The sequence below is a fragment of the Ruegeria sp. HKCCA5839 genome, assembly GCF_013035585.1.
GTDB lineage: Bacteria > Pseudomonadota > Alphaproteobacteria > Rhodobacterales > Rhodobacteraceae > Ruegeria.
In genome coordinates this window covers 1-25,711 of record NZ_WQIE01000007.1, presented here as the reverse complement: position 1 = coordinate 25,711, position 25,711 = coordinate 1, and the positions used below count along the sequence as shown (strand labels likewise).

Here is a 25,711-nt window from a genome sequence, read left to right as displayed (position 1 = left end):
CGGATCAGGCTGCGCTGCTTAGCTTTGCAGCTCGACAGCGTCAGCCAATTGGTTGGCCGCTTCTTCGGGCGTGATCGAATCGTCAGCGACGAATTCAGTGATCACCTCCATCATGGCGCCGCGGTATTTCTGCAGCACGGTCATGTTGTGGGCCATCGAACGGACCAGTGTGCCTTGTTCGACCGAAGCTTTCAGGTCTTCCAGACCCTTCTGCTGACACTGAGTGAAGCCGCCTTCGGACAGATCAACATCGGTACGCGACGGGATCGACCCTTTGGCAACGTTGAACGTCACCTGGAACTCGGGCGACATAATGATGCTGGCCAACAGCTTTTGGCCCTCAACATAATCCTCGTCTTTCTGGTTGAAGAACACCACCGAGTCCGCGTTCAGGATAAACCCGTCTCCGCCCCAATTCACAGGGGTTTGGTCGCAGAAATAGTCGACACCTTCCTTGAACCCGGCAAGATTGGCCGAGGCCACCGTCCAGTCTCCCATCAGGAAGAACGCGGCTTCACCGGTCATGGTCATCGTCATCGACTGCTCCCACGAGCGGCCATTGATGCCGTCATCCATGTAACCGACCATTTTGCGCAGCTGTGCAAAGGCGTCGATCATGCCCTGACTGCGCATGGCTTCGACATCCGCCTCCTGGAAGGCTTTGCGATAGAGGTCGATATCCATGCCATAGACAACGCTGTCAAAGGTGGTCGTATCCGACCAATCCGCCGCGCCATGGGCGATGCAGACATATCCGGCCTCGATGATCTTGTCGCAGGCAGAATTGAACTCATCCCAGGTTTTCGGCATGTCAAGGCCAAGCTCGTTCAGAATTTTCGGCGAGCTGTACAGCCAGTTGACGCGGTGGATGTTCATCGGGGCCGCAACCCAGTTGCCGGTGGGCTTCATCACCGAAACAAGTTCGGGCGCGACAACGTCATCCCACCCTTCGGCCGCAGCAACGGCATCCAGATTTGCAGTCGCGCCTGTCGCGTTCCACTCGGCGATTTCCGGGCCTTTCAACTGCACCGCAGCAGGCGCATTGCCCGCAACGACATCCGACCGCAACTTGGCCAGAGTGTTCGAGGTATGCCCCGAAATCGCTGTCTGGTTCCATGTTCCGCCCTGAGCTTCAAACATCTCACCCAGCTTGGCAATCGCGGCAGCCTCGGACCCTTGGGCCCACTGGTGCATCATGTTGGTCTTGGGTTCGGCCACTACACTCGTCGCATAGGTAGTTGTGGCCGCCAGGGTTGTTCCCAGCAATAGTTTCCCAAACTTCGTCATTTTCTCTCCTCCTCTGAGATTATGTAGTTGTCCAGTCTTGGTTTTAGATCGTTATGCCCCCGTCGACCTGTACGGCCTGACCCGTCACAAACGCACCATCTGTTGAGGCTAGCCAGGCGCAGGTTCCCGCGATTTCTTCGGGCGCGGCAAATCTTCCGGCAGGTTGGCGATCCAGAAACAGCTTTTCGGCCTGATCCAACCCACCTGCCTCGTCAGCGAGATCGGCGATCCGCTGACGCAACGACGGTGTATCCACGACACCGGGGCAAATTGCGTTCACCCGGATTCCGTCCTTCAGGTAGTCGGCAGCGCAGGCTTTCATCAAACCAATGACGCCGCCCTTTGCCGCCCCATATGCAGCACGGTTCGGATAGCCTTTGATGGATGACGCAATCGACGCGATCAGAACAATGCTGCCACCCCCGACCCGCATTTTCGGAACTGCCGATTTGATCGCATAAAAGGCGCTATCCAGGCAGATCGACTGCGTCCGGCGCCAATCATCAATCGAACATTCCTCGATTGTGCCGTGATGCACATACCCCACCGCATGGACCAGCACATCTATCCTCTCGAAGGCGCCAATCCAGTGGTCAACCTGCTTTGGGTCGGTGGCATCCACCGCCGTTAGTGACGCGGCCTCAAGCCCTTGCAACAGATCGACGTCAAGGTCCGATGCGTGAACCTCGGCCCCTTCGGCAATCATGCGTTCAGCAATCGCGCGCCCTATACCCTGCCCTGCGGCGGTGACGCAGACCGTCATGCCCGTCAAACGAGGTGATATGGGGACGGAGCCCGTCAATAGGTTGCCCGCCCACCGGACAGATCAAACACCGCACCTGTGGTGAATGAGTTCTCCTCGGACGCCATCCAGACCACCATGTTGGCGATCTCATCGACGGTCACAAAACGACCGCGCGGGATCTTGGACAGCATGAATTGCACAAAGTCATCCGAGACCTGATCGAAAATCCGTGTCTTTGCCGCCGCAGGCGTGACGCAGTTGACGGCGATGTCGTGACCCGCCAGCTCTTTGCCAAGCGATTTGGTCAAGGCAATCACAGCCGCCTTTGACGCTGAATAGGCCGATGCGTTCGGATTGCCCTCTTTCCCGGCGACCGAGGCGATGTTGACGATCCGCCCATAATTGCGGGCCATCATGCCCTTGCTAACTGCCCGGCAAGTGTTGAAGGTGCCGTCGACGTTGACCACCTGCACCGCGCGCCAGGCATCGGCAGGGTATTCGGCCAAAGTTGACGTTGGCCCCGCTATCCCGGCGCTGTTGACCAAGACATCGACCTTGCCAAAACTGGCCTCGGTGGTCGCCAAAGCGGCCTCAACACTGGCCAGATCACTTACATCGGTCTGCACCGCAAGCAGTTGGTCCTTTGCATAAGCCTTCAGGCGGTCTTCGGGCTCGGAGATATCCAGATCCCAAATCGCAACACGTGCCCCCGATTGCAAAAGCCGGTCGGCCACAGCAGCGCCAATCCCGTTTGCACCACCGGTGATTGCGGCCACTTTGCCGGAAAAATCATAGCTGTTCATCACACGCCCCCAAAAGCTGTAACGGTCTGGGATTGCTCGCCCAATTCGTCGATGCCGAGCCGCACGACATCACCTTCGTTCAACCAGACCTGAGGCTTCATCCCCGCACCCACACCCGGCGGGGTGCCGGTGCAAATCAGGTCTCCGGCCTCAAGCCGCGTGAACTCGGACATGTAACTGACAATCGTCGTTACATCGAAAATCATCGTCGAGGTCGAACCGGTCTGCATCCGCTTCCCGTTCACATCCAGCCACATATTCAGATTCTGAACGTCCGAGACCTCGTCCTTGGTAGCCAGAAACGGACCGGTCGGGCAAAAATTGGGAAAGCTTTTTCCTTTGACCCATTGGCCGGACCGTTCCATCTGCCAGGCGCGTTCCGAGATGTCGTTGACCAGAACAAACCCGGCAATGTGATCCATCGCCTGATCTTTGGTGATGTTCAGCGCTGGTTTGCCGATGATGATCCCAAGCTCGACTTCCCAATCCAGCTTGGTCATCTGCGGGGATTTCAGGATCTGATCGTTTGGGCCGCAATAGGTTACCGTGGATTTGTTAAACAAAATGGGCTCTTCCGGCACGGGCAAGCCTGCTTCAGCCGCGTGATCGGAATAGTTCAGACCAACACACCAGATATTGAACGGCTGCGCGACGGGTGGCGCCAGGCGCTTGCCTTCCACATCGGCGATCGGCAGTGATTTCGGATCCGTGGCGGCCAGTTGATCCAGCAGTTCAGGCGACAATGTGCGAGGCCCAAAATCCTCGACGATGGAAGATGCATCCCGTGGAACGCCTTCGTCGTCAATTATGCAGGGGATTTTGCGACCATAACGGTCACCATAGCGCGAAAGTTTCATATCAGGCTTCTTCTCCGACTTTTTGTGCCCAGACGGTCGAGGCCAGCGGTGCACCCTTTACAAAGGCCCCCTGTCCCATCTCATCTGCGATGCGCAGGCATTCATTCCATTTGGCCATCCGCTCTGACCGGGTGATGGACCCGACCTTCAGCTGGCCCGCCCCAAATCCGACGGACATATGGCTGATCGAGACATCTTCGGTTTCGCCAGATCTGGCCGAAACGATGGTGCCGTACCCGGCGGCTTTCGCAGCCGCCAGACAATCCATGGATTCGGTCACGGTGCCCGCCTGATTCACTTTGATCAGAACCGCATTGCAGGCCCCGTCACGCACCGCCTCTTGTAGCAGCGCGGCATTTGTCACCAGATAGTCATCACCGATGATCTGAACCCGGCTGCCAAATTCCTGCGTAAAGGCACGCATCCCTTCGGGATCATCCTCGGCAAGCGGGTCTTCGATCGACAAAATGGGGTAGTCATTCAACCAGCGACCCAACAGGCCGATCATCTCATCGCGCCCAAGCTCTCGATCTTCCAATGCCAGGCGGTACCGCCCGTTTGACCCAAACTCTGACGCGGCAATGTCCAGCGAGATGACAACACGTTCACCGGGCTTTTCACCAGCCAGCTCAATCGCGCGCACCAGCGTTTCCAGCGCTTCTTCGTTGTGGTCAAAGACAGGCCACCAGCCGCCTTCATCCGCAACACCTGCCAGGCGCCCCTTCTGCTTCATGATCGCACCCGCGGCGCGATACACTTCCGAGGTCACTTCCATCACCTCATCAAACGTATCGGCTCCGGGAACCATGACCATGAAATCCTGAATATCGACGCGACGACCGGCATGGGCCCCACCACCAAAGATCTGAATTTCGGGCAGAGGCAAGCTGGGTTCATTTCCGGACAGGTCGGCGCAGTGGCGCCACAGGGGAACGCCTTTTGCTGCAGCTGCTGCATGCAAGACCGCCAGCGAAGTTGCCACTGTTGCATTGCCGCCCAGTTCACTTTTGAGCTTGCTTGGGTCCAGATCCAGGATCGCCTGATCGACCTCAGCCTGATTCAGCACATTTTTGCCAATGATGGCCGGTGCTATCCGCGTTTCCACGTTTTTGACCGCGCGCTTCACGTCCATACCGTTCAAGGCAGAACCGCCGTCGCGCATGTCGATCGCCTCACGCGCACCGCGTGAAGCACCCGCCGGAGCGATGGCACGCCCGACCCGACCGGATTGGGTTGTTACAACAACTTCGACGGTTGGATTGCCACGGCTATCCCAAACGCGCCGCGCGTTGACATCTGAAATCAATTCATTTGGCATGTAGCCCCCAGCTCGCATCTCAGCGCATTGTTCACGTGAACATTTCAATTTGTTCTCCGCCTGTCAAGACGAGTCGATCATGATTTTTGAATTATCTCGAAACGCAGAGTTGACGGACAAGCCAGGGTCATTCCCTGGCATTGAAACCGCGTTGTTTCAGAGAAATGGGACACAGAAATAGTTGAGACATCCGGTGCCTCACTAAACATGCCGGTAATCTGATCCCGTCATGATTGCTGACGGGATCGGTCAAATAGGGCGCGCAGACGTTATGGGCGGCTTTGGGCGATCAACGCCCCATCCAACCACCATCCACCACGAGAATCTCCCCGTTCACATAGTCCGAGGCAGAAGACGCCAGGAAAACCGCTGGTCCGCCAAAATCACGCGGAGTTCCCCAACGCCCTTGTGGAATGCGATCCAGAATGGACCGCGCGCGATCGGGATCGTCTTGCAGGGCCTGCGTGTTATCCGTCGCGATATAACCCGGCGCTATGGCGTTAACGTTCACGCCTTTGGGCGCCCATTCATTTGCCAGAGCCTTGGTCAGCTGGCCCACCCCACCTTTCGAGGCGGCATATCCAGGAACCGTGATCCCACCCTGGAAGGTCAGCAGCGACGCGGTGAAAATGATCTTGCCCGATCCGCGCGCGACCATGCCCTTGCCAATCTCGCGTGACAGAACGAATTGCGCTGACAGGTTGACCTCGATCACCTCGTCCCACCACTCGTCAGGGTGTTCCGCAGCAGGCTTTCGCTTGATCGTGCCAGCGTTGTTGACCAGAATATCGGGTTGATGCCCATCGGCCTGCACCTGCGCGGCAAAGGCAAGCACCGCAGCGCGATCAGAAAAATCGCATTGATAGCTGGTGAATTTTCGCCCAAGGGCGCGTACGGCCTGTTCGACCTCGCTGTCGGGCGAAAGACTGGCCGAGACACCAATGATGTCAGCACCAGCCTCGGCCAGCGCCTCGGCAATGCCCCGCCCGATGCCGCGTTTGCAGCCGGTGACCAGGGCTGTTTTGCCGGTGAGTTCAAAGGCGTTCAGTATGCTCATTCGATCTCTCCGACTTTGATGAGGCTTTTCATGGCTGTAGGGCTGCTATCAAGGGATTCAAAAGCGGTCTGGATCTCACTCAAAGGTGCGACATCAGTGATGACAGTTTCTGCATCCACCCCGCCCGAAGCGATGATCGAGATGGCTTTCTCATAGTCTTCGGGCTCATAGACCCGCGCGCCGATCAGTTTGAGCTCTCGCCAGAAAAACTGGAACATGTCGATCTGCGGCTTCTGCGCATGTATCGCCACCATGACGATCCGCCCGCGTGTCGCCGCCACCGCTGTCATCGCGTCAACGCCCGGCTGCGTGCCCGACACTTCGAAAACGACATCAGCGCCTTTGCCACCGGTTCGGGCATTGATGTCCTCGGCCAGATCAACCTCGACCGGGTTGACCGTGTCAAAACCCAGCTTCTGCGCAATCGCCAAGCGGTTGGGGTTTACTTCCGAGATCACAACACGCCCGCCCGCGTCCCGCGCGGTCATGGCCACAAGTATGCCAATCGGCCCGCCCCCAATCACAACCACATCCTCGCCCGCCGCAAGGCCGGACAGGCGCACATCGTGGCAGGCGACGGCCACCGGCTCGATCAGCGCCGCATAGTCCAGACGCAAATCAGCGGGCAGTTTATGGATCGTGTGAGCGGGCACCACCCACAGCTCTTGCATCGCGCCATCAGTATCAAGGCCCAGGAATTTCAGGTTGTGACAGATATGCTCGTGACCCGCCTTGCAGGCCGGGCATTCGCCACAATGATCCAGCGGACGCACAACAACCTTCTGGCCCAGCAGGGACGCATCAACTTCTGCGCCAACCGATTCGACGACCCCGGACATCTCATGGCCGATAACCCGATTCTTGCCGACGCGGGCATCCATATTGCCGTGGAACACATGCATATCGGTCCCGCAAATGCCGCAATAGGCGACGCGGATCCGAACCTCGTTCGGACCCGGCTCTGCCGGTGTCGCCTGCTCGACGGCGAAGGTTTTGTCACCGCGATAAAACGCAGAGCGGATAGGTTCAGCAGTCATCTGTTCATGCCCTCATGTGCAGCTTGTAGTTTGTCCCAATCAAAACTCACGCCAACCCCAGGAGCCGAAGGCGCAATGGCCAGGTGATCCTCAACCACCAGCGGGCGATGGGTGTATTCATCAATCGGAAATGAATGGACTTCGATCCAGCCCGGATTCGGTTGCGCCGAGACCAGACTGACATGCAGTTCTTGCATACCGTGCGAACAGACGGGGATGTCATGGGTTTGGCTTAGCTTGGCAACTTGCAACCAACCCGTGATACCCCCGCAATTTGACGCGTCGGGTTGAACAAAGCTCAACTTGGCATCCTCGAACGCATACTCGAATTCGTGAATGGTATGCAGGTTTTCACCCATGGCCAGCGGTATGCCCGTCGCATCGGCTATGCGACCAAAACCTTTATAGTCATCGGGGATGATCGGCTCTTCAAACCAGGTGATGTCAAACGGCTTGAACGCTTTGGCGGCGGCGATGGCTTCATCAACGCTCATCGAGTAATTCGCATCCACCATGAAGGTGACATCAGGACCAATCAGCTCTCGGACCGCTTTGACTCGTTCGACATCTTCGGCCAGCGTGGGCTGACCCACTTTGATTTTCACTCCGTTGAATCCACGATCAAGGTACGATTGAATACTGTCCAGCAGCTTTGGCAAAGGAAAGTTCAGATCGATCCCGCCCGCATAGGCACGACACCGGTCGGACTGGCCGCCCGCCATTTGCCACAACGCCAGACCCGTGCGCTTGCCACGCAGATCCCAAAGCGCGATATCAACCGCCGAAATCGCAAACGAGGCCACGCCGCCGCGCGCAACATAATGCACATGCCACTGCATCGCCTCATACAGGGCTTCAACCTCGGTCGCGTCCTTCCCGATCAGGAAGGGAACAAGATCATGTTCGATCATCGCCGCGATCGCGCGTCCGCCTTTGCCGCCGGTATAGGTGTAGCCGGTCCCTTCTGAGCCGTCATTCAAAGTTATGGTCACACACACAAGTTCAAAATGCGTGTGATCGCCATGCTTGGCATCGGTCAAGACCTCGGCCAGCGGTACTTCGAACAGTTTTACCTGCGCCCGGGCGATCTGACGGTCGGTGAGTGGGATGTTCATAGAATTCTCTTTTGGTACGACCAAATACAAGAAAAACTAATCAATTATCGAATTTTCTGTCAAGTTTATTGCGCAGATATATTTTTTTATCGTACAAAAGCACTGATCTCATTCGGCCTAGTCAGGGCCTATGTGGCGCAAGTCTTTGATGACTTTGCCCTACTTAAAGGAACAAGGATGACCGAACAAGACGTATCAGGCAGGGCAGCCGATCAGGTCGTGCGGGAAATCGAAAAGCGTGTGTATTCAGGCCATCTGGCAGATGGTGATCCGCTGCCGCCCGAGCGCAACCTTATGGAAGAGTTCGGCATATCGCGAACTGTGGTGCGCGAAGCGGTTCGGGTCTTGTCCTCACGCGGGTTGATCGAGGCCAGACCGCGCCATCGTCCTGTCGTGCGCAAGCCCAGTTTTGACACCGCCGTCGACGCAGTGAGCGGGATCGTGACGCATCTTTTGACCGAACCAAACGGAGTCAAAAACCTGTTCGACTGCCGCGCCATGATCGAAGTGTCCCTGGCACGGCAGGCCGCGGAAATCGCAAACAAAGAAGATTTGGCAAGCTTGAAGGCCGCCGTGGAAGCAAATGGCGCGGCTATCGAAGACAGTCAGGTCTTTTATGCGACGGACATGGCGTTTCACCGCGTTCTCTACGAAATCCCCCGCAACCCTGTTCTTCCGGCAATCCACAAAGCTTTTGTGGCCTGGCTCGAACCGCAATGGTCCCAGATGCCGCGCCTGCCTGATCGCAACCGGAACAATTTCCGTGCGCACACGGCGATTTTGGACGGCATTCTAATGCGCGACCCAGACGCCGCCGAGGCCGCAATGTCCGCGCATCTTGAAGGCGCCTGGACGCAGGTTTCTTCGACATTCAAGGATCTATAGATGACCCACCCGAAACGCTCGCTCCGTCGCATCGCCTGCATCGGAGAAGTGATGATCGAGCTGATTGCCGGCAAGGACGGCCAAGCGGCACTTGGCATCGCAGGAGATACGTTCAACACCGCTGTCTATCTTGCACGGCAGTTTCGCGGGACCGAGGCCACCGTCTCTTATGTCACCGCTCTGGGCACAGATCCCTATTCCGACCGTATTCTGGCGGCCATGCACTCTCATGGGCTGAATACCGATTGCGTCGAGCGACGCGCAGATCAGATGCCGGGCCTTTACGCAATTGAAACCGACGACGCGGGTGAGCGTAGTTTCTATTATTGGCGGTCCGCTTCAGCGGCTCGCAGCCTGTTCCAGACCCCTTGCGAGCTCACATTGGAAAGCCTGAACCAGTTCGATCTTGTTCTGCTGACAGGCATTTCGATGGCCATTCTGCCCCAGCATATCCGCGATCAGATCATCGCTTGGATCGACAGGTTTCGTGCAGCGGGTGGCACGGTTGTCTATGACAGCAACTACCGCCCGCGCCTGTGGGAAAGCACCCAGGTCGCTCAGCGGGTCAATACCGCCATGTGGGCTCGGGCAGATATCGCGCTGCCCTCGGTTGATGATGAAATGGCCATGTTCGGTGACGCTGGTCCAAATGAGGTTTTGCAGCGCCTGACCGCCAATGGCGTGACACGGGGAACCTTGAAACGCGGCGCTGAAGGACCGCTGGACCTTGCCTCGGGGGATACGCCCAGCGGGTTGCCCCATGTCGACAAAGTTGTCGATAGCACTGCCGCCGGTGACAGTTTCAACGCAGGCTACATCGCCGCCATCATTCAAGGTCAAAGCGACCTTGAGGCCGCAAAGGCCGGTCACAACCTGGCAAGTCAGGTGATCCAGTATCCCGGTGCGATCATTCCTGAGGCCTGACAGGTTGACGGGCACAGTGTTTTTTCAACTGTGCCCGCCGCAATATGTGATCAGAATTTCTGATACACTGTCCGCTTTTGCAGATAGCCTTCGATGCCGTAGACACCGTCTTCACCGCCCACACCGCTCAGCTTGTGGCCATTGTGGTAGCCTTGAATATATCCAATGATGCCGGAATTCAGAAAGATGGTTCCGGTTTCAAGACGCTGGATGGCGTCCATATAGACCGAAGGGTTTTGCGTCCACAGATAGGCGGACAGCCCATCCGGGCGGTCATTCGCAATCGACAGCGCCTCTTCATAGTCAGCCACCCGAACGACAGGCAAGACCGGGCCAAAGATCTCTTCGCGCACTGCGGCTGTGTCGGCGGATGCGTTGACCAAGACGGTAGGTTCGTACCAGTTGCCTGCCGCATATTCAGTACCTTCGGGCCGTTTCCCTCCGGTTGCAATCGCAGCCCCACCGGCCACCGAATCCGCCACGATCCGTTCGACCCGCTCCAACGCGCCGGGGGTCGTGATCGGCCCCATGCCGCCGTTGGTCATCGGGTCACCGACCTTGATCTTGGCCACATGCGCCAGCAATTTCTCCGTGAACGCGTCGGCTACCGCCTCTTCGACCAGCACCGATTCCGAGCAGATGCAGACCTGCCCGGCATTGGCAAATCGCGCAATCGCGCAGGCTTCGGCGGCGGCATCAAGATCGGCATCTTTCAGAACGATAAAGGGCGCGCTGCCCCCCAACTCCAGCGACAGGGCGGTGATATTCTTGGCCGAGGCCTGCGCCACCGCCTGACCCGCGCGGATCGAACCGGTCAGGGTGATCAGGCGAACGGTCGGGCTTTCGACCAGCGGCGCGCCAACTTCGGCACCCGTGCCCGTCACCATGTTGATGACGCCTGGGGGCAGACCGGCCTCTTCGACAATGCGGCAGAACACTGACGCGGTAACGGGCGTCGCCTCATGCGGTTTAAGGATCATCGTGTTGCCCGTCACCAGCGCAGGCCCGGCTTTGCGACCAATCAGGGCAAGTGGATAGTTATAGGCACACAGGCCCAGCGTCACACCAAAGGGCACCTTGTAGATGAACAGCTGTTCACGCGGACTATCAGACGGGAAGATATCCCCGCGCAGACGCCGCGCCGCCTCGGCGGAATAGGTCATATAGCGGATGGTATCAGTTACCTCACCGGCCGCTTCTGCAAGGGTTTTGCCCTGCTCTTTGACCAGCAATTCCTCCAGCAGCGCGCGTTCGCGCTCGATCCCTTCAGCGATCTTGTAGATGTAACCGGCGCGTTCAATAGGTGGCAACAGCGCCCAATCCTTCTGTGCCCGCGCCGAGCTTTCTATCGCCCGGTCGACCTCGGCCTGGGTACAGGCGGGAACTTCGGCCCAAACCTCTCCGGTTGCCGGATTGCGCACCTCCATCCTGGCACCGTTGCTGGCTTCGACCCACTCATTGTCAATGAAGCATTTGTAGAACACAGGTGTTCTCTCCTTTAATCGATTAATGCGGCTGACCCGCGCCTGCCATGTCTGCAAGCATCTGATCTTTCTCGAAATTCGGGTACACGTATTCCGAAACGCTTTGCCCTTGGTACAAGGTCAAAACCCGGTCAGCCAACATGATGACTTCGTCAATCTCATAGGATAGGATCAAGATCCCCACGCCACGTTCGGCCAGGTCTTCGATGATCCGATAAATATCGGCCTTGGCATGGACATCGATGCCCCGCGTGGGCTCAAGCAGGATCAACAGTTCAAGGTCTTCGTCCAGCCAGCGCGAGAAACAGATTTTCTGCTTGTTGCCGCCCGACAGAAACCGGATTTCCTGATCCGGTGACGAGGTTTTGGTCGATGTATCCCGGATGGCTTTGTCGACCACCTTGTCGATATAGCCCCCGTCGATCAGCCCGGCGCGCACGGACTTTTCAAGGAACGGCAAGGCGATGTTATCTCGGACGGACAGAGGCGGCAAAATACCGTTCTTGTCCCGGTTTTCGGTAACAAGCCCCATCCCGTCGCGCACTGAAACCGAGGGCCCGCGGCCAGGTTTGAGAGGGCGGCCTTTGTAGTGAACCGTGCCTTGATAGTCGCCGTCGAGGCCAAAAATGGCCTTGGCCAGTTCAGGCGCACCGCAGCCGCGCAGGCCGGTCATTACAACGATCTCACCGGGGCGAACCTCAAGCGACACCTGATCATAGGTGCCCGCTTTGCACAGGTCCTGCACCGACAAGAGAGGGTCACCCTCGATCTCTTTGTGCGGTTTGACGAAATGCTCAAGCTCTTCGCCGGTCATCGACTGGATAACGGCGTCTTCGGTTGTGTCCGAGGTGCGCTCGGACAGCACGATTACACCGTCCCGCATAACGGTGACCTGCTCGGCGATTGAAAAGATCTCGGGCATGTGATGCGAGATATAGATGATCGCGATGCCTTCGGCCTTCATCCGGGCGATGAATTCGAACAGACGATCCTTGTCTTCTTCGGATAGGGCCGAAGTGGGTTCGTCCATGACAATCAGCCAACTGTCGGACATCAGCGCCCGAATGATCTCGACAATCTGTTTCTCGCCCGAGTTCAACTCGCGCACAGGTTTGTTGGGATCCAATGACAATCCAAAACGATCCAGCTGCATTTTGACCTGACGCGCCATCTCGCGCTTGTCCAGGAACGGGGTTCCGCCTCGCTTCAGCTCGCGCCCCAGAAAAATATTCCCGGCCACCGTCAACTCGTTGATCAAAGACAGCTCTTGGTGGATCATGGAAATCCCGGCCTTGGCCGCATCGGCAGGCGCGGTGATCTCGATGGGCTTGCCGTTATGTTCGATAACTCCTTCGTCTTTTTGATAGACGCCGCCCAGCACTTTCATCAAGGTCGACTTGCCCGCACCATTCAGGCCGACAAGAGCGTGAACCTCACCGGACACACAGGAAAAATCGACATTGTCCAGCGCGCGGGTGGCAAAAAAGCTTTTGCCAATGCCCTTCATATCGATGCGGTTGCTCATGCGGTTTTCCCCCGCTGCGTATAGGTATCCAGCAGAACGACGCCCAACAAGATCATGCCCTTGATCAGGCTTTGCAGGTACGGGTTGGTTCCGGTCAGAACGAGGCCGTTGATGATGATGCCATAAAGCAGCACACCAAGGATTGTTCCCAGCAGCATCCCTCGCCCGCCAAACAGCGACGTGCCCCCAAGGATCACCGCAGTGATTGCGTCAAATTCCAGATAGAGACCGGCCCAGGGCTGCCCTGATGAGACGCGCCCAACCGTGATGATGGCCGACAGCCCAGCTAACGCACCGGACAGAACATAGACCCACACAAGTGTTTTTTCAGGCCGACGTCCCAGCACAAAGGCCGTGGCAAAATTCGATCCCGCCGCATAGACGTCGCGGCCAAAGGTGGTTTTGTAGAGCACAATCGACAGCGCGATGAACACCAGCGCGACAAACGGGATCACCACAGGCATGTTGCCCCAGCTCACACCGCCCAGCCACAAGAAAGTCTGGTTCGATACATTGATCGAATCTGCATCGTAAATCACCAAAGCCAAGCCACGGGCCAACGCAAAGGTGGCAAGCGTCACCATAAAGGCCGACAGCTTCAACCGCCCGATGAAAAAGCCGTTTACAGCTCCGATGGCCATGCCAGCAAAGATGGCAGCGGCAAAGCCAATGAACGCGCTTCCGGTTGTCGTCAGTGCAATGACCCCGACACCACCGGAAAAGGCCACGTTCGATCCGACGCTCAGATCAATGCCTCCGGTCAACATGACAAAGGTCATCCCCATTGACAGCAGAAAGAGCACCGCGATTGATCGCAGAAGGATGCCGATATTGGTCAGGGAATAGAAGTTCTCGTTGGCGAAACTGAACCCGACCGAAGCAATAACGATCAAACCGATCAGGACCAGATACCGAAGGGTCAAACCATCGAGCTTTTTGGTGTTTTGTGCCGATGAAGCCATAGCTGTACTTGTCATCTTTTTTATTTCCCAATCGGAGACACGTCGGCACCCTGTAGGATGCCGACGCAAGCAGCGTTTACTTCACGCTGTCAGGACCAAATTCCAGGTACCCGTTCTGCGCGACTTCCAGCGCCTGGTCGACATAGTAAACCTGAACATCTTCGGGGAAGCCGTTCTCCAGCGCGATCTTGTGGTTCTCTTCGCTCAGAACCAGCGGCGTGAAGAAGTCATAGACTTTGTCCGGCGTCTCGCCTTTGTGAATGCGATAAGCCATCTGCACAAAGTTCCAGCCTTCACGCGTACCCGACAGCAGAATGTCAGCTTTGACGTTTCCGCCTTCCATCTGCTGCATGATCGGAATGTCGCCATCATAGCCATAGAAGTGCAGATCGTCGCGACCGCTGTTCGCTGCGATTGCGATCGACGGATACATATAACCATCGGTCACACCGGAAATCGCGTCCAGGTCAGGGAACTGGGTCAGCCAGTTTTCGGCAATGGATTGTGCCTTGACAGTGTCCCAGTCGGCGGGCTGTTCGGCCACAACTTCGACATTGTCACAAGTCGAGATACCTTTCAGGATCCCTTCACGGCGCGCTTCACCCGACGGGTTACCGGCCTGACCCAGCATGATGCCGACCTTATAGGGCTCACCACCCGACAGGGCGCACATGGCCATGCCTTGATTGGTTCCGTTGACCACATCACCCAGTGTGAAGCTGTAGTCAGCGCTGTCCATCGGCGAGTGAACGGCAATCCAGGTGATACCCTCGGCCTGAGCCTTGGCCACCAAGGGCTCGAACGCATCCACGTTGATCGCGTTCACGAACATGATGTCAGGCTTTTCGTTGATCGTAACCTCAGCCTGCTGGATCATCTTTTCCAGCGAACCTTCGGCAGACAGCCAGCGCCCGGTGACCTTCACATCGTCGAACGCCTCGTCATAGGCTGCAATCGCGTCTTCAAAGCCCGACAGCCACGCCACGTGGTAAGGAGCGACATGGCCATCATTGATGAACACAATGTCCAGGGTGTCATCTGCCAATGCTGCACTTGCGGCAAAGGCTGAAACAAGGGCGGTGGTTGCCGCCAAGGTTTTGGATAATTTCATTGGATTATTTCCTCCGTATTAATCCGATTAGTGATCCGGTTGACCCGGACTGTTGGTTTCTGATTTACAGTTTGCCTTCCTTCTTCAGTGCGCCTCGGCCTGGCGGGATTGCCACAGCACCCAGTTCGCACCCAGCGCTGCCAGAATGACCGCGCCTTTGAAGACCTGGTGCCAAACGTCTTCGACATTCAGCAAATTCAATGCGTTGTTGATGACACCGATGAACAAGAGCCCCCAGAACGCACCACCGATGGTGCCGCGCCCGCCCAGGATCAATGTTCCACCGATGATAATGGCCGCGATACCGTCCAGCAGCAGCCCGTTTCCGTCCAAGCCGGGCTGCACAAACCCCATGCGGGTCGACAACATGATTCCGGCAAAGCCACTGCACAGACCCGAGAACATGAAGATCCCGATCTTGACCCGGTCGACATTGATACCGGCCAGCTTGGCGTTCTCTTCGCTGTTGCCGATGGCGACAACGTAGGACCCCCAACGCGTGTGATTATAGACGATGTAGGCCAGCACAAAGAGCACGACGAGAAACAGGAAGGACCAGTAAAAGCCCATGAATTTCTCGGATCCGACAAAGCGAAAGAACCCACCCATCAAAAAGATCTGCTGCCCGCGAGGGATGATCAGACCCGAAAGCCCCTGTGCCATGAACAGCATTGAGAGCGTGACGATAAAAGCCGGAAGTTTGAGCTTTGCCACCAAGACGCCATTCAAAAAGCCAAGCGCCAACGACGCCACGATAACGGCCACGATGCCGACGGCGACACCACCCGTCAGGCCAAAACAAACGCCCAAAAGAATCGCAAAAAGGACCGAGCCCATGCCCATCGAAAGATCAATATTGCCTGAAACAACGACAAAGAACTGACCCAAAGCGATCAGGCCGATGGGGACAATCTGGCGCGAGATCGCCGACATGTTTTCTACGCTCATAAAGCGCGGGCTGATCAGAAAGAACAACAAGCACAAAGCCAGAGTCACAAAGATGATGTTCTTTTCTCGCAGAAGCCGTCCTAGGTCAGGCATTTGATCCCCCCAATCCTCCATTTGCACTTTTTGGTACGACCAAACTTATTCTGAGAGGACCCAAATTTACTTGTATTGTCAAGAAGACTTTCTAGGCTTACCTTATTGTCGTACAAAAAATTTTGGTTGACTCCCAAAACCGTCATCACAAAACCCCCAGAACCATGTCTGCACACCGGTCGCCCAGCATCATGGCCGGTGCGTTTGTGTTGCCTGCAGGGATCTCGGGCACAGCTGACATGTCACAGACCCGCAGACCCTGAATGCCCCGAACCCGCATCCGCGCATCAAGTACAGCCATCTTGTCGCCATCGGCGCCCATCTTTGCTGTGCCTGCCGGGTGGAAGTTGGTTTTGACGACCTTCCTGCAATGCTCGGCCAGACCGCTGTCGGACATATCCAAAGGCGCAACAACCTTGTCGATCTTGCTGGCCAAGGGCTCGGTCTCCATCGTCTGCCGGAAATACCGCAACCCCTTGATCATTTCGTCCATATCCCGCTGATCCTGCAGGAAGTTCGGATTGACCAGCGGCATATCCGCCGGATTAGCCGAGGCCAGTTGAACATCCCCGGTCGAATGCGGCTTGAGCAGAACCATCTGAATGGAAACGCCGTAATCCTCTTTGATGTCTTTCAACTGCTCGTCGTTCAGATACATCACCGGGATGCAATAGGCCTCATGGGTCGGCGGCGCCTCGGGGTCGGTCGGGTTCAGGAAACACGCCGCTTCCAAGCCGGTAGTGGTGATCCTGCCGCGCCCGAACAGTTTGAATTCAAGCCCGTTGCGGATCATGTTCCAACCACGATCCTGACCCCAATAGCCATAAGGCCCATTGGCGCGCGCGACGACCGAGACATCCGGGTGATCCTTGAGGTTCTGGCCCACACCGGGCAGATCCTCTTCAACCGCGATCCCGTGGGTTTGAAGATGCGCGGCTGGCCCCAGACCAGAAAGCATCAGCAGCTTCGGTGTCACAAGGGCACCGGCGGTCAACAAAACCTCGCCGTCAGTTCTGACCTCGTGTTCGACACCGGATTTGTCTTTGTAGACAACACCAACCGCACGCTTGCCTTCGATCAGAATACGTTGAACCTGGGATTCCAACCGGATGTCGAGATTTGGGTCGTTCTTCAGCGGATCAATAAAGGCATAGGCCGCCGAGATCCGCTGACCCTGATTATAGGTGAACTGGAAATACCCAACCCCACGTTGGGTTTTCCCGTTGAAATCGGGGTTGAACGGCTCGCCCTGTGCCTGAATGGCCTGCACAAACCAACGGGCCATGTCGTCGATATAGCCCGGGTCCGAGACCACCAGCTTGCCGTCACAACCGTGTAGATCGTCGTTAAACTTCTTGTTGCCTTCCAGCCGCTTGAAATGCGGCAGGACGTCTTCCCAATCCCAGCTTACCGCGTCGTTATTGCCCCGCAGTATCTCATTCCATTCGATGTAATCACTCGGCCGACCGCGCACATAGGCCTGACCATTCACGGTCGAGCCACCACCCAGCACATTGCCCTGCGGAATTTTCGACTGTCGCCCGTTCAGATGCGGCTGCGGGACCGACATATGGTTCTTGAAAAACTTCGAGTCGTTTTTCAGCAGCTTGAACACACCCGGCGGCATGTCCAACAGAGGGTGGCGATGATGGTGGCCCCCTTCGAGAAGCAGCACTTTTGCGCCGTTTTCAACCAGGCGCGACGTGGCTACACATCCGGCCGATCCACCTCCTACGACGATATGGTCAAATGTTTCTGCCATATTATTCCCCCTTACGCTGCCTCCTCCCGGACCTCCTCCGGGCGGGTGCGCTCAGTTCAGGCACTTGATGCCCTCAACTCTACATTCTCATGTTTGGTACGACCAAACTATTCAAAGAGGACCGAAACTTGCCCATTTTGTCAAGATAGCTTTCAAGATCCACTTTATCGTCGTACTAAATCTTAACCAACTCCTGAAACCGCCCTCACAAATTCCTATGACCTTGTCCTCACACCGCTCCCCCAGCATCATGGCCGGTGCGTTTGTGTCGCCCCGCCGGGATCTTTGTTCACTTGACCGAGGATGATGATCTTTCCGTAGGCCTTACCGCTGGTCATCAGCTCCAAAGCCTTAGCCGTCTCTTCCAATGGAAAAGAACCCGCCGTCAGCACGTCGAAATCAATCGACCCGGCTTCGATCAACTGCACTGCCTGCTCGAATTCCGAGTTGAACTGAAACGAGCCAACCACTTCGAGCTCTTTCAACATGATCAGGTTCAACGTCACTTCGGCCGCGCGCAGCTGGACATTGCTTAGGATCGAGACCCGCCCCTTCTGCCGGGCCGCATCCAGCGCGGTGTTGAAAGCGGGCAGCGCGCCGCTGGCCTCAATCACAACGTCGAACTGCTTGGTCAGGTCCGCGGGATCGAACTCGCCCACAACCAAACCTGTCTTAGCCCCCGCGCGCAGCGCCACAACAACCGCCTTTGGCCGAAGATCCAGCGCCGTCACCTCGGCGCCGCGCGCCGCTGCACCGGCAATCGCCAAAAGGCCCATTGGGCCGCACCCCGTCACAAGTACTTTTTGACCAGCGGAAACCCCGCCTTTGTTCAGCGAATGCAACGCACAGGCCAGAGGTTCGGCAAACGTCAAATGGCGCGGGTCGACGTGATCGGCAACCGGACGACAGCACCGCACGGGATGATCAATCACCTCTCGGAAAAACCCGTCAAGATGCGGGACCGTGGTGGCGGAACCTGGGAACTTCTTGGCTGTACACAGGTTGACCTCACCGCGCTTGCAGGCCTCACAAACGCCGCAATTCATGATCGGGTTCAGTGCGACCAACTGACCAGCCTTCAGGTCCGAGCCATTGGGGTCGGTCACCCAGGCGCAGGCCTCGTGACCCAAAGTCACTGAGTTGCGCAGCTGGAACCCGGCATTGGCGAAATCGGCGAAGTAATGCATGTCGGTTCCGCACAGGCTTCCCACAGCAAGGCGCAACCGCGCATGGCCATCGGGAATCTCAGATGCCACCGTCTGATCCTGAGAAGAGATGGCACGTGCGGCAGTCAGTTTCGTTTCGATCAGTGTCATGCTCTTTTCTCAGAATCCGATTGCATATCCGCCGTCGACCGGCAGGTTGACGCCGTTCACATAAGCGGCCTGGTCAGACGCCAGGTAGAAGATGGAGTTCGCAACATCCTCGGGCAGACCAAACCGATGTGTCGGAATGCGCCCTTCGATCTTGTCGCGCCGCGCGGGATCACGAGCCAGAACCGCGCGGGTCATGTCGGTGTCGATAAAGCCAGGGCTGACCGCATTGCAGCGAATGCCGTAAGGTGCTGCATCCACCGCAACCGAGCGCGTCAATCCAACCACCGCGGTCTTTGCGGTCACATAGGCCGCAGCCGAAGGTAAAGCCATGATGCCGCCCATCGACGCCACGTTGACAATCGCGCCGCCAACCTCGCGATGCAGCGCGACATAACGCCCGCAGATCGCAAACATCGCCCGCACGTTGATATCCAGCACCGTGTCCAGTTCATCCGGCGCAACATCCCAGATCGGCTTTTTCAGATGCACCCCTGCGTTGTTGACCAGCGCCGCAATGGGCCCGACCTCGGAATGCAGCGTGGCCAGCCAATCCGCCGACCGGTCGCTGGCGATGTCACATTGAATGAAATGCGCCCCGTCACCCAGAGAATCAAACTCGGCCCGGCTGCGGGCGACGACATAGACTTGGTATCCCGCCTCCAGGAAACGGCGCGATTGGCTCAGGCCCAGGCCCTTGTTCCCTCCGGTGATGACAGCAACAGACATTATTCAAGCCTTCTGAAGATTGTGACGGTAAAGAGAGTTGATCTGCGTCAGGAAATCCTCAGCCGGGATATCCTTGCGGAAAAAGTCGGACATGATCTCGCAGACGTCATCGACGAAACCCAGGAACCAGATATCGCGCGGGCGTGTCCAGGCGTTGTCGATGGTGTGAAATGCGCCTTTGAAGAACCCTGCAAGATAGGGGTTTTCAGCCTGCGCCAGCCATGTATGGCGGTTCGCGGGCTGGCCGTTGTTGTCAAGATAGACACCCGATTGCACCGCGCCGGATGTAATCCATTGCGCGAATGCAATCGCCTCGTTGGGATGCTGGGTCTTGGCGGACACTCCAATACCAGCACCCCCAAGGATTGCGCGAGGTAGGGAGTAACCCTCGCACAGCGGTAGATCAAAATATGAAATCTTATGGTCTCTGAAGCCCGGCCGCGCATAGTTCACATAACCAAACAGGCAGGGCGAACCGGCGAATTCATCGGTTGTGCTGAGGGTCTCAAGCACCTTGATCGGGTTCATTTCGGTCTGCGCGGACGGGCCCAGTTTGTAAAGCGCGCGCAGGATCCCAAGCGCATAGAGACCATTGGTTTCTGAAACAAATTCATCAGGGCTGATCGGCATGACCTCGCCCCCGCGCCCGGCGACCAGGGTCATGAACATGTCAAACGCATCGACAGGCAAAAGCGGGGTGATCGCGCGGTACTGCGACGCTTCAGACCTGAGAAAGTCTTCCCAATAGACGGGCTGGGGCGCATCCAGATCCGGTCGGCACGCGGCCATCTGACATGCCGCGTCGATTGCATAAGCCCAGCATTGCCCATTCCACAAATAGCTTTCCGCAGATCCCCCTAAAGACGCATCTGCATCTTCGGGTTCCGGCAACGGTAGCAAAGCCCCGGTTTCGGCAATTTGTCCAACATGAGGGTGGTCAAGCACGATGAAATCATGGGTGTCAGCCAGACCCGCGATCGGTGCATCCGCAAATGCCTGAAGCGAACGCTTGCCCCAAGACAGCTCGATACCCTGCTGCGCGGCATAAGCCTTTGAGGCCGCCACAACCGGCTCGAACCCTCTTGGGTGATCCCAGGTCATTCCCTTCAGCTTCATCCACCACGCCCCTTTTGACGCAAACAGCATGGCGCAAGTTGGCAGGTTATTGCAAGTATAAAAATTACTTTTGTATTTGAAATAGGTTGTGCTAGGCTCTTGCCCAAGAGTTAGAGAATTGAGTGAGACTCCATGAGCGAGACCGAAAACGGATGCGTTCGAATCGAATTTCGAGAAAACACTGCCGAAATCGTCCTGGACCGCCCCGAGAAACACAACGCGCTGACCCCCGAAATGTACCGGCAATTGGCCGATTGCTGCACCAAGGCGAATGAGGCCAAAGACGTGCATGTGGTGATTTTCCGCGGCGCTGGCGAAAAGGCGTTTTGCGCCGGTTCAGATATCAAGGCATTGGAAGGGTATGAGGATTTCTGGGCCTGGCGTAACCGGCTCGACTATATCCCGCCCATCCTTGCTCTGCGCAAACCTGCCATTGCCGCAGTCAAGGGCTGGGCCTTGGGCGGTGGGCTTGAAATCGCTCTGGCCTGTGATCTGCGCGTGGTTGCGCGTTCAGCGCAGTTTTCGGCCCCCGAAGTACAACTGGGCTGGAACGGAGCAGGCGGCGCAGCCCAACATCTGACCCGAATGTGTGGTTATGGCCAGGCAATGAAGATCCTGCTGACAGGTCAACGGTTCTCGGCGGAAGACGCCAACAGGATCGGCATGGTCGAGTACCTGGTGGAGCCCGGAGAAGAACTGACCCAGGCACGCGCGATTGCGCAGGACATTGCCGCCCACTCAACCGTTGCAACTCAGGCTGTCAAAGCCGCCGTGCGCGGGGCAATGGATTTGACCACGGAACAAGGCTTGCGCAACGAAAATGAATTGATGTCCCTCTGTTTCGCAAAGGCCGAGCAGGCTAGACTCCTCGCCTCAGACAAAGGGGAAAGCGGATGACAAAATCGGGCAACATCGCAGCCACTGCATCAAAGAAAGAAAAATCGATGGTTCCGGCCGTCGAAAAGGCACTGGATGTGCTGGAGCTTCTGGCCGACTCCCCGTCAGGGCTGACGATGAATGAGATCGTGGATGCGCTTGGACGTACGATGGGCGAAATCTACCGTGTCGTGGTCTATCTCGCTGATCGTGGATATCTGCGGCAAGACGAGGAAACCAACCGGTATGCACTGACGCTCCAACTGTTTGAGCTGTCCCACCGCCACGATCCAACGGAACGCCTGATCCAGGCCGCACTGCCAATGCTGGAACGTATTTCCGCGCGCAGCATGCAATCGTGCCATTTGGGTGTGCTGAACCGTGAGAACATTCTTGTTCTGGCTTCGGTCCAAAGTCCGCTGCCTGCAGGCTATGCTGTCAGAACCGGCGCCTTGTTTCCGGTCGAGCAGACCAGTTCAGGCCATGTGATCCTGGCCTTTTCGGCAGATGATGTTCAAAAGCGCTATATCGCCCGGTTGCCCGCCAAAGCGCAGAAGAAAACGAAAGAGCGCCTGGCGCGTATTCGCATGGACGGGTTCGAGGATACACCAAGCAAGATGGTCAGCGGCGTTCGTAACCTCTGTGTACCGGTGTTCGACAGCCGGGGTGTCACCGCTGCAATCACTTCGGGTTTCATTGCCCAGACCAAGGAAACCGCGTCCGCAGCAGAGACGCTTTCCACAATCCGTGTCACAGCGGCCGAGCTGTCAAAGTCCTTAGGCTTTCAGATAAGCTCCAGCCCCTTCGAGGCGGCTTTGACTGTTTAATTGAAAGGAATACCCATGACCGAAGCGCCGCAGATGCGCCCCCTGAACGGGCTCCGCGTGCTTGATTTTGCGCAGTTTCTGGCAGGTCCCGTTGCCGCGTTGCGCTTGGCCGATCTGGGGGCCGAGGTCATCAAGATCGAAAGACCTCAAGGCGGTGATCTGTGCCGGTCAATGGTGGTGAACGATCAGAAGGTCGGCAATGACAGTCTTGTGTTTCATACCTTCAATCGCGGCAAGAAAAGCGTAACCGCTGATCTGAAACAGTCCACGGATCTGGAAAAGATCCGCGCGCTGATTACTGAATGCGATGTGATGATCCACAATTTCCGCCCGGGCGTGATGGAACGTATCGGTCTGGGCTATGACACCGTCAAGGCACTGAACCCGCGCATGGTCTATGGGGCTGTGTCCGGCTACGGGACCGACGGCCCCTGGGTGGCCAAGCCCGGACAAGACCTTCTGGTGCAATCGCTGTCGGGCATCGCCTGGCTGAACGGCAATGCCCAGGATGGTCCCGTTCCGACCGGCTTTGCCATGCTGGATGTGGCAACCGCTGGCAATCTGGTTCAGGGTATTCTGGCTTGTCTGGTGCGCCGAGGCGCGACCGGCAAAGGCGGGCTTGTGGAGGTGGACTTGTTGTCGGCGGCCATCGACATGACCTTTGAACAGTTCACCTGCTTCCTCAACGACGACCAACGCCAGCCGCAACGCCACGCATTCGGCAACGCCAACCCCTATCAGCCTGCTCCTTACGGTATTTATCGCACGTCAGACGGATATATGGCGCTGGCGATGGCCCCTCTGGCGAAAGTGGCCGATCTGCTTGACGCGCCCGAGCTGTCAGAGTTCGGCCAGGATCAGGCCTTTTTGCGTTTGAATGAGATCAAGGCGGTGATTGCTGGGATCATCGAACAAAAGCCCGCCCAGCATTGGGTCGGCCTGTTGGAACCCGCTGGCATCTGGTGCGCCGAGGTTCTGGACTGGCCCGGCTTTGTCGCCAGTGACGGGTTCAAGGCCCTTGATCCGGTGCAGACCATTCGCACCGCGTCGGGGCAAGAGGCACAGACAACGCGCTGTCCGATCAGGATTGATGGCAAAGCCCTGAAAAACCCCGCAGGTGCGCCCGAATTGGGGGCAGATTCACAGGACGTGCTGGGTGCGCTGGAATTTGAAACAAGCTGATCCATGATCGCGCCGCTCAAAGGGATAACGGTTGTCGACTTCAGCCAGTTTCTCGCCGGGCCCTATGCCTCGCTGAAACTGCTCGACATGGGTGCGCGAGTCATCAAGGTTGAAAACCCCGACAAGGGCGATCTGTGCCGACAGATCTACTTGTCGGATACCCGGATCGAAGACGACTCGACCCTGTTTCATTCCATCAACCGTGGGAAAGAAAGCATCGCGCTGGACCTGAAATCGCCCCAAGGGCTTGAGGCGGCCCGGCGGCTGATCGGGCGCGCTGACATCGTTATTCAGAATTTCCGCCCCGGTGTCATGGAGCGTTTGGGACTTGGTTATTGCGATGTCCAACAGATCAAGCCCGATATCATTTATGGCTCGGTGTCAGGCTATGGCCCCAGCGGAGAGTGGGCCGATCTACCGGGTCAGGATCTGCTGGCGCAGGCCCGGTCGGGGATCATGTGGCTCAACGGGAATGCCGAACAAGGGCCTGTTCCCGTTGGCCTGCCCATTGCAGATATCAGCGCCGGAGCCAATCTGGCGCAAGGCCTGCTGGGGGCCTTGTTTCATAGGTCGCGTACTGGCGAAGGCGCATTGGTCGAAACCAGCCTTCTAGACTCCCTGCTCGACCTGCAATTTGAATTTCTCACCACCTATCTGAACAACGGTGAACGGCCGCCGCAACGGTTAAAGCAAGGCTCTGCCCATGGCTATCTGGCTGCGCCCTACGGTGTCTATGAAACCGCAGAAGGGCATCTGGCGCTGGCGATGACACCGATTGAAACCTTGGCAAAGCTGATGGACCTGCCCGATCTGTGCGGGGATCAGGACGATCCGGGCCATCTGTTCCAACGGAAAGAAGAGATATTCACCCGCTTGCAACGCGCCTTTCGCACCCGCAGCGCAAAAGCATGGGAACAGGATCTTGGTCCACAGGGCGTCTGGTGCGCGCGGGTGCTGGACTGGCCCGAAACGCTGGCGTCGGACGGCTTCACCGACATGATCCAGCAGGTTCAAACGTCGTCCGGCACGGACCTGCGCATGATGCAATCGCCCGTTCGGTTTGGCGGAACGCGGGTGGCGGATTTGCAAGCGGCACCCCTGCTCAACGAACATGGGGCCGCCCTGCTAAAAGAGATAGGACTCGGCTGAGATCAGCCGTTTTGGCCACGCAGCGGTTCGGGTGGGGACACGAGCGTGCTGTCTATCCCGAGCCGGGCCGCACGCTGAGACTCGAGCGCGGATTTCCGGTGTTTTCAAGGGGCAGCTTTGCCCAAGACCAGGGCGTACGCGGCAAAGTTCTGGACTATCGCGTCAAGATGCAGATCGGTGCAACCGTGGTGGCCCCTGGCGATTTGATCTTTGCAGATGACGAAGGCGTTCTGGTCATTCCTGCCGAAGTGGAACAGGAAGCGGTCGAAAAGGCGCTGGAAAAAGTGGCAACCGAAAACAAGGTGGCCATTGCCATCAAAGAGGGCATGAGCACTGTCGAAGCCTTTGAGAAATTCGGCGTGATGTAACTCACGCGCCCAAAGCGGTGGTACACCGCCGAGACCAAATCTCTGACCCTACCGACCGAAACCGTTTGTCCGCAGAATCTGATGACAAGCAGCGTTGCCGAAGAACGTGCCCCCTTTGCGAAGGAAGTAACAAAGGGGGCACGCCCGAGGCCGGGGAAAACCCCGGCCGGGGAGGAGGATCAGGCCCCGACCTGTGTGCGCATGTCGTCTTTGCTGATGCCTGCGACGGCGACGGGTT

At 57.3% G+C, this 25,711-nt stretch carries 24 protein-coding genes; 7 read left to right on the top strand and 17 right to left on the bottom strand.

Going from position 1 to position 25,711, the window contains the following annotated elements; genetic code table 11:
• Positions 1-18 precede the first annotated feature (18 nt).
• The 8 genes from GOV38_RS17160 to GOV38_RS17125 form a co-directional block, all read right to left on the bottom strand.
• Complete coding sequence (locus tag GOV38_RS17160) at positions 19-1,287, bottom strand: ABC transporter substrate-binding protein (protein WP_171207963.1); 1,269 nt, start codon at positions 1,285-1,287, stop codon at positions 19-21.
• Between the two features lie 43 nt (positions 1,288-1,330).
• Positions 1,331-2,050, bottom strand: a complete 720-nt coding sequence (locus GOV38_RS17155; protein WP_171207962.1) for an SDR family oxidoreductase — start codon at positions 2,048-2,050, stop codon at positions 1,331-1,333.
• A gap of 35 nt (positions 2,051-2,085) precedes the next feature.
• Positions 2,086-2,835, bottom strand: coding sequence for an SDR family NAD(P)-dependent oxidoreductase (locus GOV38_RS17150; RefSeq protein ID WP_171207961.1), 750 nt, complete (start codon positions 2,833-2,835; stop codon positions 2,086-2,088).
• Positions 2,835-3,692 (bottom strand): fumarylacetoacetate hydrolase family protein, encoded by an 858-nt coding sequence (locus tag GOV38_RS17145; protein WP_171207960.1) that lies wholly within the window; start codon positions 3,690-3,692, stop codon positions 2,835-2,837. Before GOV38_RS17145 ends, GOV38_RS17150 begins: the two co-directional genes overlap by 1 nt.
• Before the next feature lies 1 nt (position 3,693).
• A complete protein-coding gene (gene eno / locus GOV38_RS17140) occupies positions 3,694-5,010 on the bottom strand; it encodes a phosphopyruvate hydratase (RefSeq protein ID WP_171207959.1) in 1,317 nt (438 codons plus the stop codon).
• A gap of 289 nt (positions 5,011-5,299) precedes the next feature.
• On the bottom strand, positions 5,300-6,061 hold the full coding sequence (locus tag GOV38_RS17135; RefSeq protein ID WP_171102107.1) for an SDR family oxidoreductase: 762 nt from the start codon (positions 6,059-6,061) through the stop codon (positions 5,300-5,302).
• Positions 6,062-6,063: 2 nt separating this feature from the next.
• Positions 6,064-7,104 (bottom strand): zinc-binding dehydrogenase, encoded by a 1,041-nt coding sequence (locus GOV38_RS17130; RefSeq protein WP_171207958.1) that lies wholly within the window; start codon positions 7,102-7,104, stop codon positions 6,064-6,066.
• Positions 7,101-8,219: a mandelate racemase/muconate lactonizing enzyme family protein gene (locus GOV38_RS17125; protein ID WP_171207957.1), complete on the bottom strand. Its 1,119-nt coding sequence runs from the start codon at positions 8,217-8,219 to the stop codon at positions 7,101-7,103. The genes GOV38_RS17130 and GOV38_RS17125 overlap by 4 nt, the downstream gene beginning before the upstream one ends.
• Before the next feature lie 177 nt (positions 8,220-8,396).
• Between GOV38_RS17125 and GOV38_RS17120 the strand changes: the two genes are divergently transcribed.
• Together GOV38_RS17120 and GOV38_RS17115 are read left to right on the top strand one after the other, a co-directional pair.
• Positions 8,397-9,104 carry an FCD domain-containing protein gene (locus GOV38_RS17120; protein WP_171102069.1) on the top strand — a complete coding sequence of 236 codons (708 nt, stop codon included), beginning with the start codon at positions 8,397-8,399 and terminating at the stop codon, positions 9,102-9,104.
• The gene (locus GOV38_RS17115; RefSeq protein WP_171207956.1) at positions 9,105-10,028 is read left to right on the top strand and encodes a sugar kinase; all 924 of its coding nucleotides are present in this window, start codon (positions 9,105-9,107) and stop codon (positions 10,026-10,028) included.
• A gap of 50 nt (positions 10,029-10,078) precedes the next feature.
• Here the strand turns inward: GOV38_RS17115 and GOV38_RS17110 are convergent, their stop codons facing one another.
• The 9 genes from GOV38_RS17110 to GOV38_RS17070 all read right to left on the bottom strand — a co-directional run bounded on the left by GOV38_RS17110 (position 10,079) and on the right by GOV38_RS17070 (position 21,071).
• Positions 10,079-11,512 carry an aldehyde dehydrogenase family protein gene (locus tag GOV38_RS17110; protein ID WP_217352099.1) on the bottom strand — a complete coding sequence of 478 codons (1,434 nt, stop codon included), beginning with the start codon at positions 11,510-11,512 and terminating at the stop codon, positions 10,079-10,081.
• 22 nt (positions 11,513-11,534) lie between these two features.
• Entirely contained in the window at positions 11,535-13,037 is a 1,503-nt protein-coding gene (locus GOV38_RS17105; RefSeq protein ID WP_171102072.1) for a sugar ABC transporter ATP-binding protein, read from the bottom strand.
• Complete coding sequence (locus tag GOV38_RS17100) at positions 13,034-14,014, bottom strand: ABC transporter permease (protein WP_171102073.1); 981 nt, start codon at positions 14,012-14,014, stop codon at positions 13,034-13,036. Before GOV38_RS17100 ends, GOV38_RS17105 begins: the two co-directional genes overlap by 4 nt.
• 61 nt (positions 14,015-14,075) lie before the next feature.
• Positions 14,076-15,110, bottom strand: a complete 1,035-nt coding sequence (locus tag GOV38_RS17095; RefSeq protein ID WP_171207955.1) for a sugar ABC transporter substrate-binding protein — start codon at positions 15,108-15,110, stop codon at positions 14,076-14,078.
• Positions 15,111-15,194: 84 nt separating this feature from the next.
• Complete coding sequence (locus tag GOV38_RS17090) at positions 15,195-16,151, bottom strand: ABC transporter permease (RefSeq protein WP_171133460.1); 957 nt, start codon at positions 16,149-16,151, stop codon at positions 15,195-15,197.
• Positions 16,152-16,296: 145 nt separating this feature from the next.
• Positions 16,297-17,913, bottom strand: coding sequence for a GMC family oxidoreductase (locus GOV38_RS17085; protein WP_171207954.1), 1,617 nt, complete (start codon positions 17,911-17,913; stop codon positions 16,297-16,299).
• A gap of 248 nt (positions 17,914-18,161) precedes the next feature.
• Complete coding sequence (locus GOV38_RS17080; RefSeq protein ID WP_171207953.1) at positions 18,162-19,229, bottom strand: zinc-binding dehydrogenase; 1,068 nt, start codon at positions 19,227-19,229, stop codon at positions 18,162-18,164.
• Between the two features lie 9 nt (positions 19,230-19,238).
• Positions 19,239-19,955 (bottom strand): SDR family NAD(P)-dependent oxidoreductase, encoded by a 717-nt coding sequence (locus GOV38_RS17075; RefSeq protein WP_171207952.1) that lies wholly within the window; start codon positions 19,953-19,955, stop codon positions 19,239-19,241.
• 3 nt (positions 19,956-19,958) lie between these two features.
• Positions 19,959-21,071, bottom strand: a complete 1,113-nt coding sequence (locus tag GOV38_RS17070) for an extracellular solute-binding protein (protein ID WP_171207951.1) — start codon at positions 21,069-21,071, stop codon at positions 19,959-19,961.
• Between the two features lie 132 nt (positions 21,072-21,203).
• Between GOV38_RS17070 and GOV38_RS17065 the strand changes: the two genes are divergently transcribed.
• The 5 genes from GOV38_RS17065 to GOV38_RS17045 are packed head-to-tail and all read left to right on the top strand — an operon-like array spanning position 21,204 to position 25,473.
• Complete coding sequence (locus tag GOV38_RS17065) at positions 21,204-21,968, top strand: enoyl-CoA hydratase/isomerase family protein (RefSeq protein WP_171207950.1); 765 nt, start codon at positions 21,204-21,206, stop codon at positions 21,966-21,968.
• Positions 21,965-22,774, top strand: a complete 810-nt coding sequence (locus tag GOV38_RS17060; protein ID WP_171207949.1) for an IclR family transcriptional regulator — start codon at positions 21,965-21,967, stop codon at positions 22,772-22,774. The genes GOV38_RS17065 and GOV38_RS17060 overlap by 4 nt, the downstream gene beginning before the upstream one ends.
• 15 nt (positions 22,775-22,789) lie before the next feature.
• Positions 22,790-23,956, top strand: a complete 1,167-nt coding sequence (locus tag GOV38_RS17055) for a CaiB/BaiF CoA-transferase family protein (protein ID WP_217352098.1) — start codon at positions 22,790-22,792, stop codon at positions 23,954-23,956.
• A 3-nt stretch (positions 23,957-23,959) separates the two neighbouring features.
• Positions 23,960-25,105: a CaiB/BaiF CoA-transferase family protein gene (locus GOV38_RS17050; RefSeq protein WP_171207948.1), complete on the top strand. Its 1,146-nt coding sequence runs from the start codon at positions 23,960-23,962 to the stop codon at positions 25,103-25,105.
• Positions 25,106-25,116: 11 nt separating this feature from the next.
• On the top strand, positions 25,117-25,473 hold the full coding sequence (locus tag GOV38_RS17045; RefSeq protein WP_217352097.1) for a hypothetical protein: 357 nt from the start codon (positions 25,117-25,119) through the stop codon (positions 25,471-25,473).
• Positions 25,474-25,711: the final 238 nt, after the last annotated feature.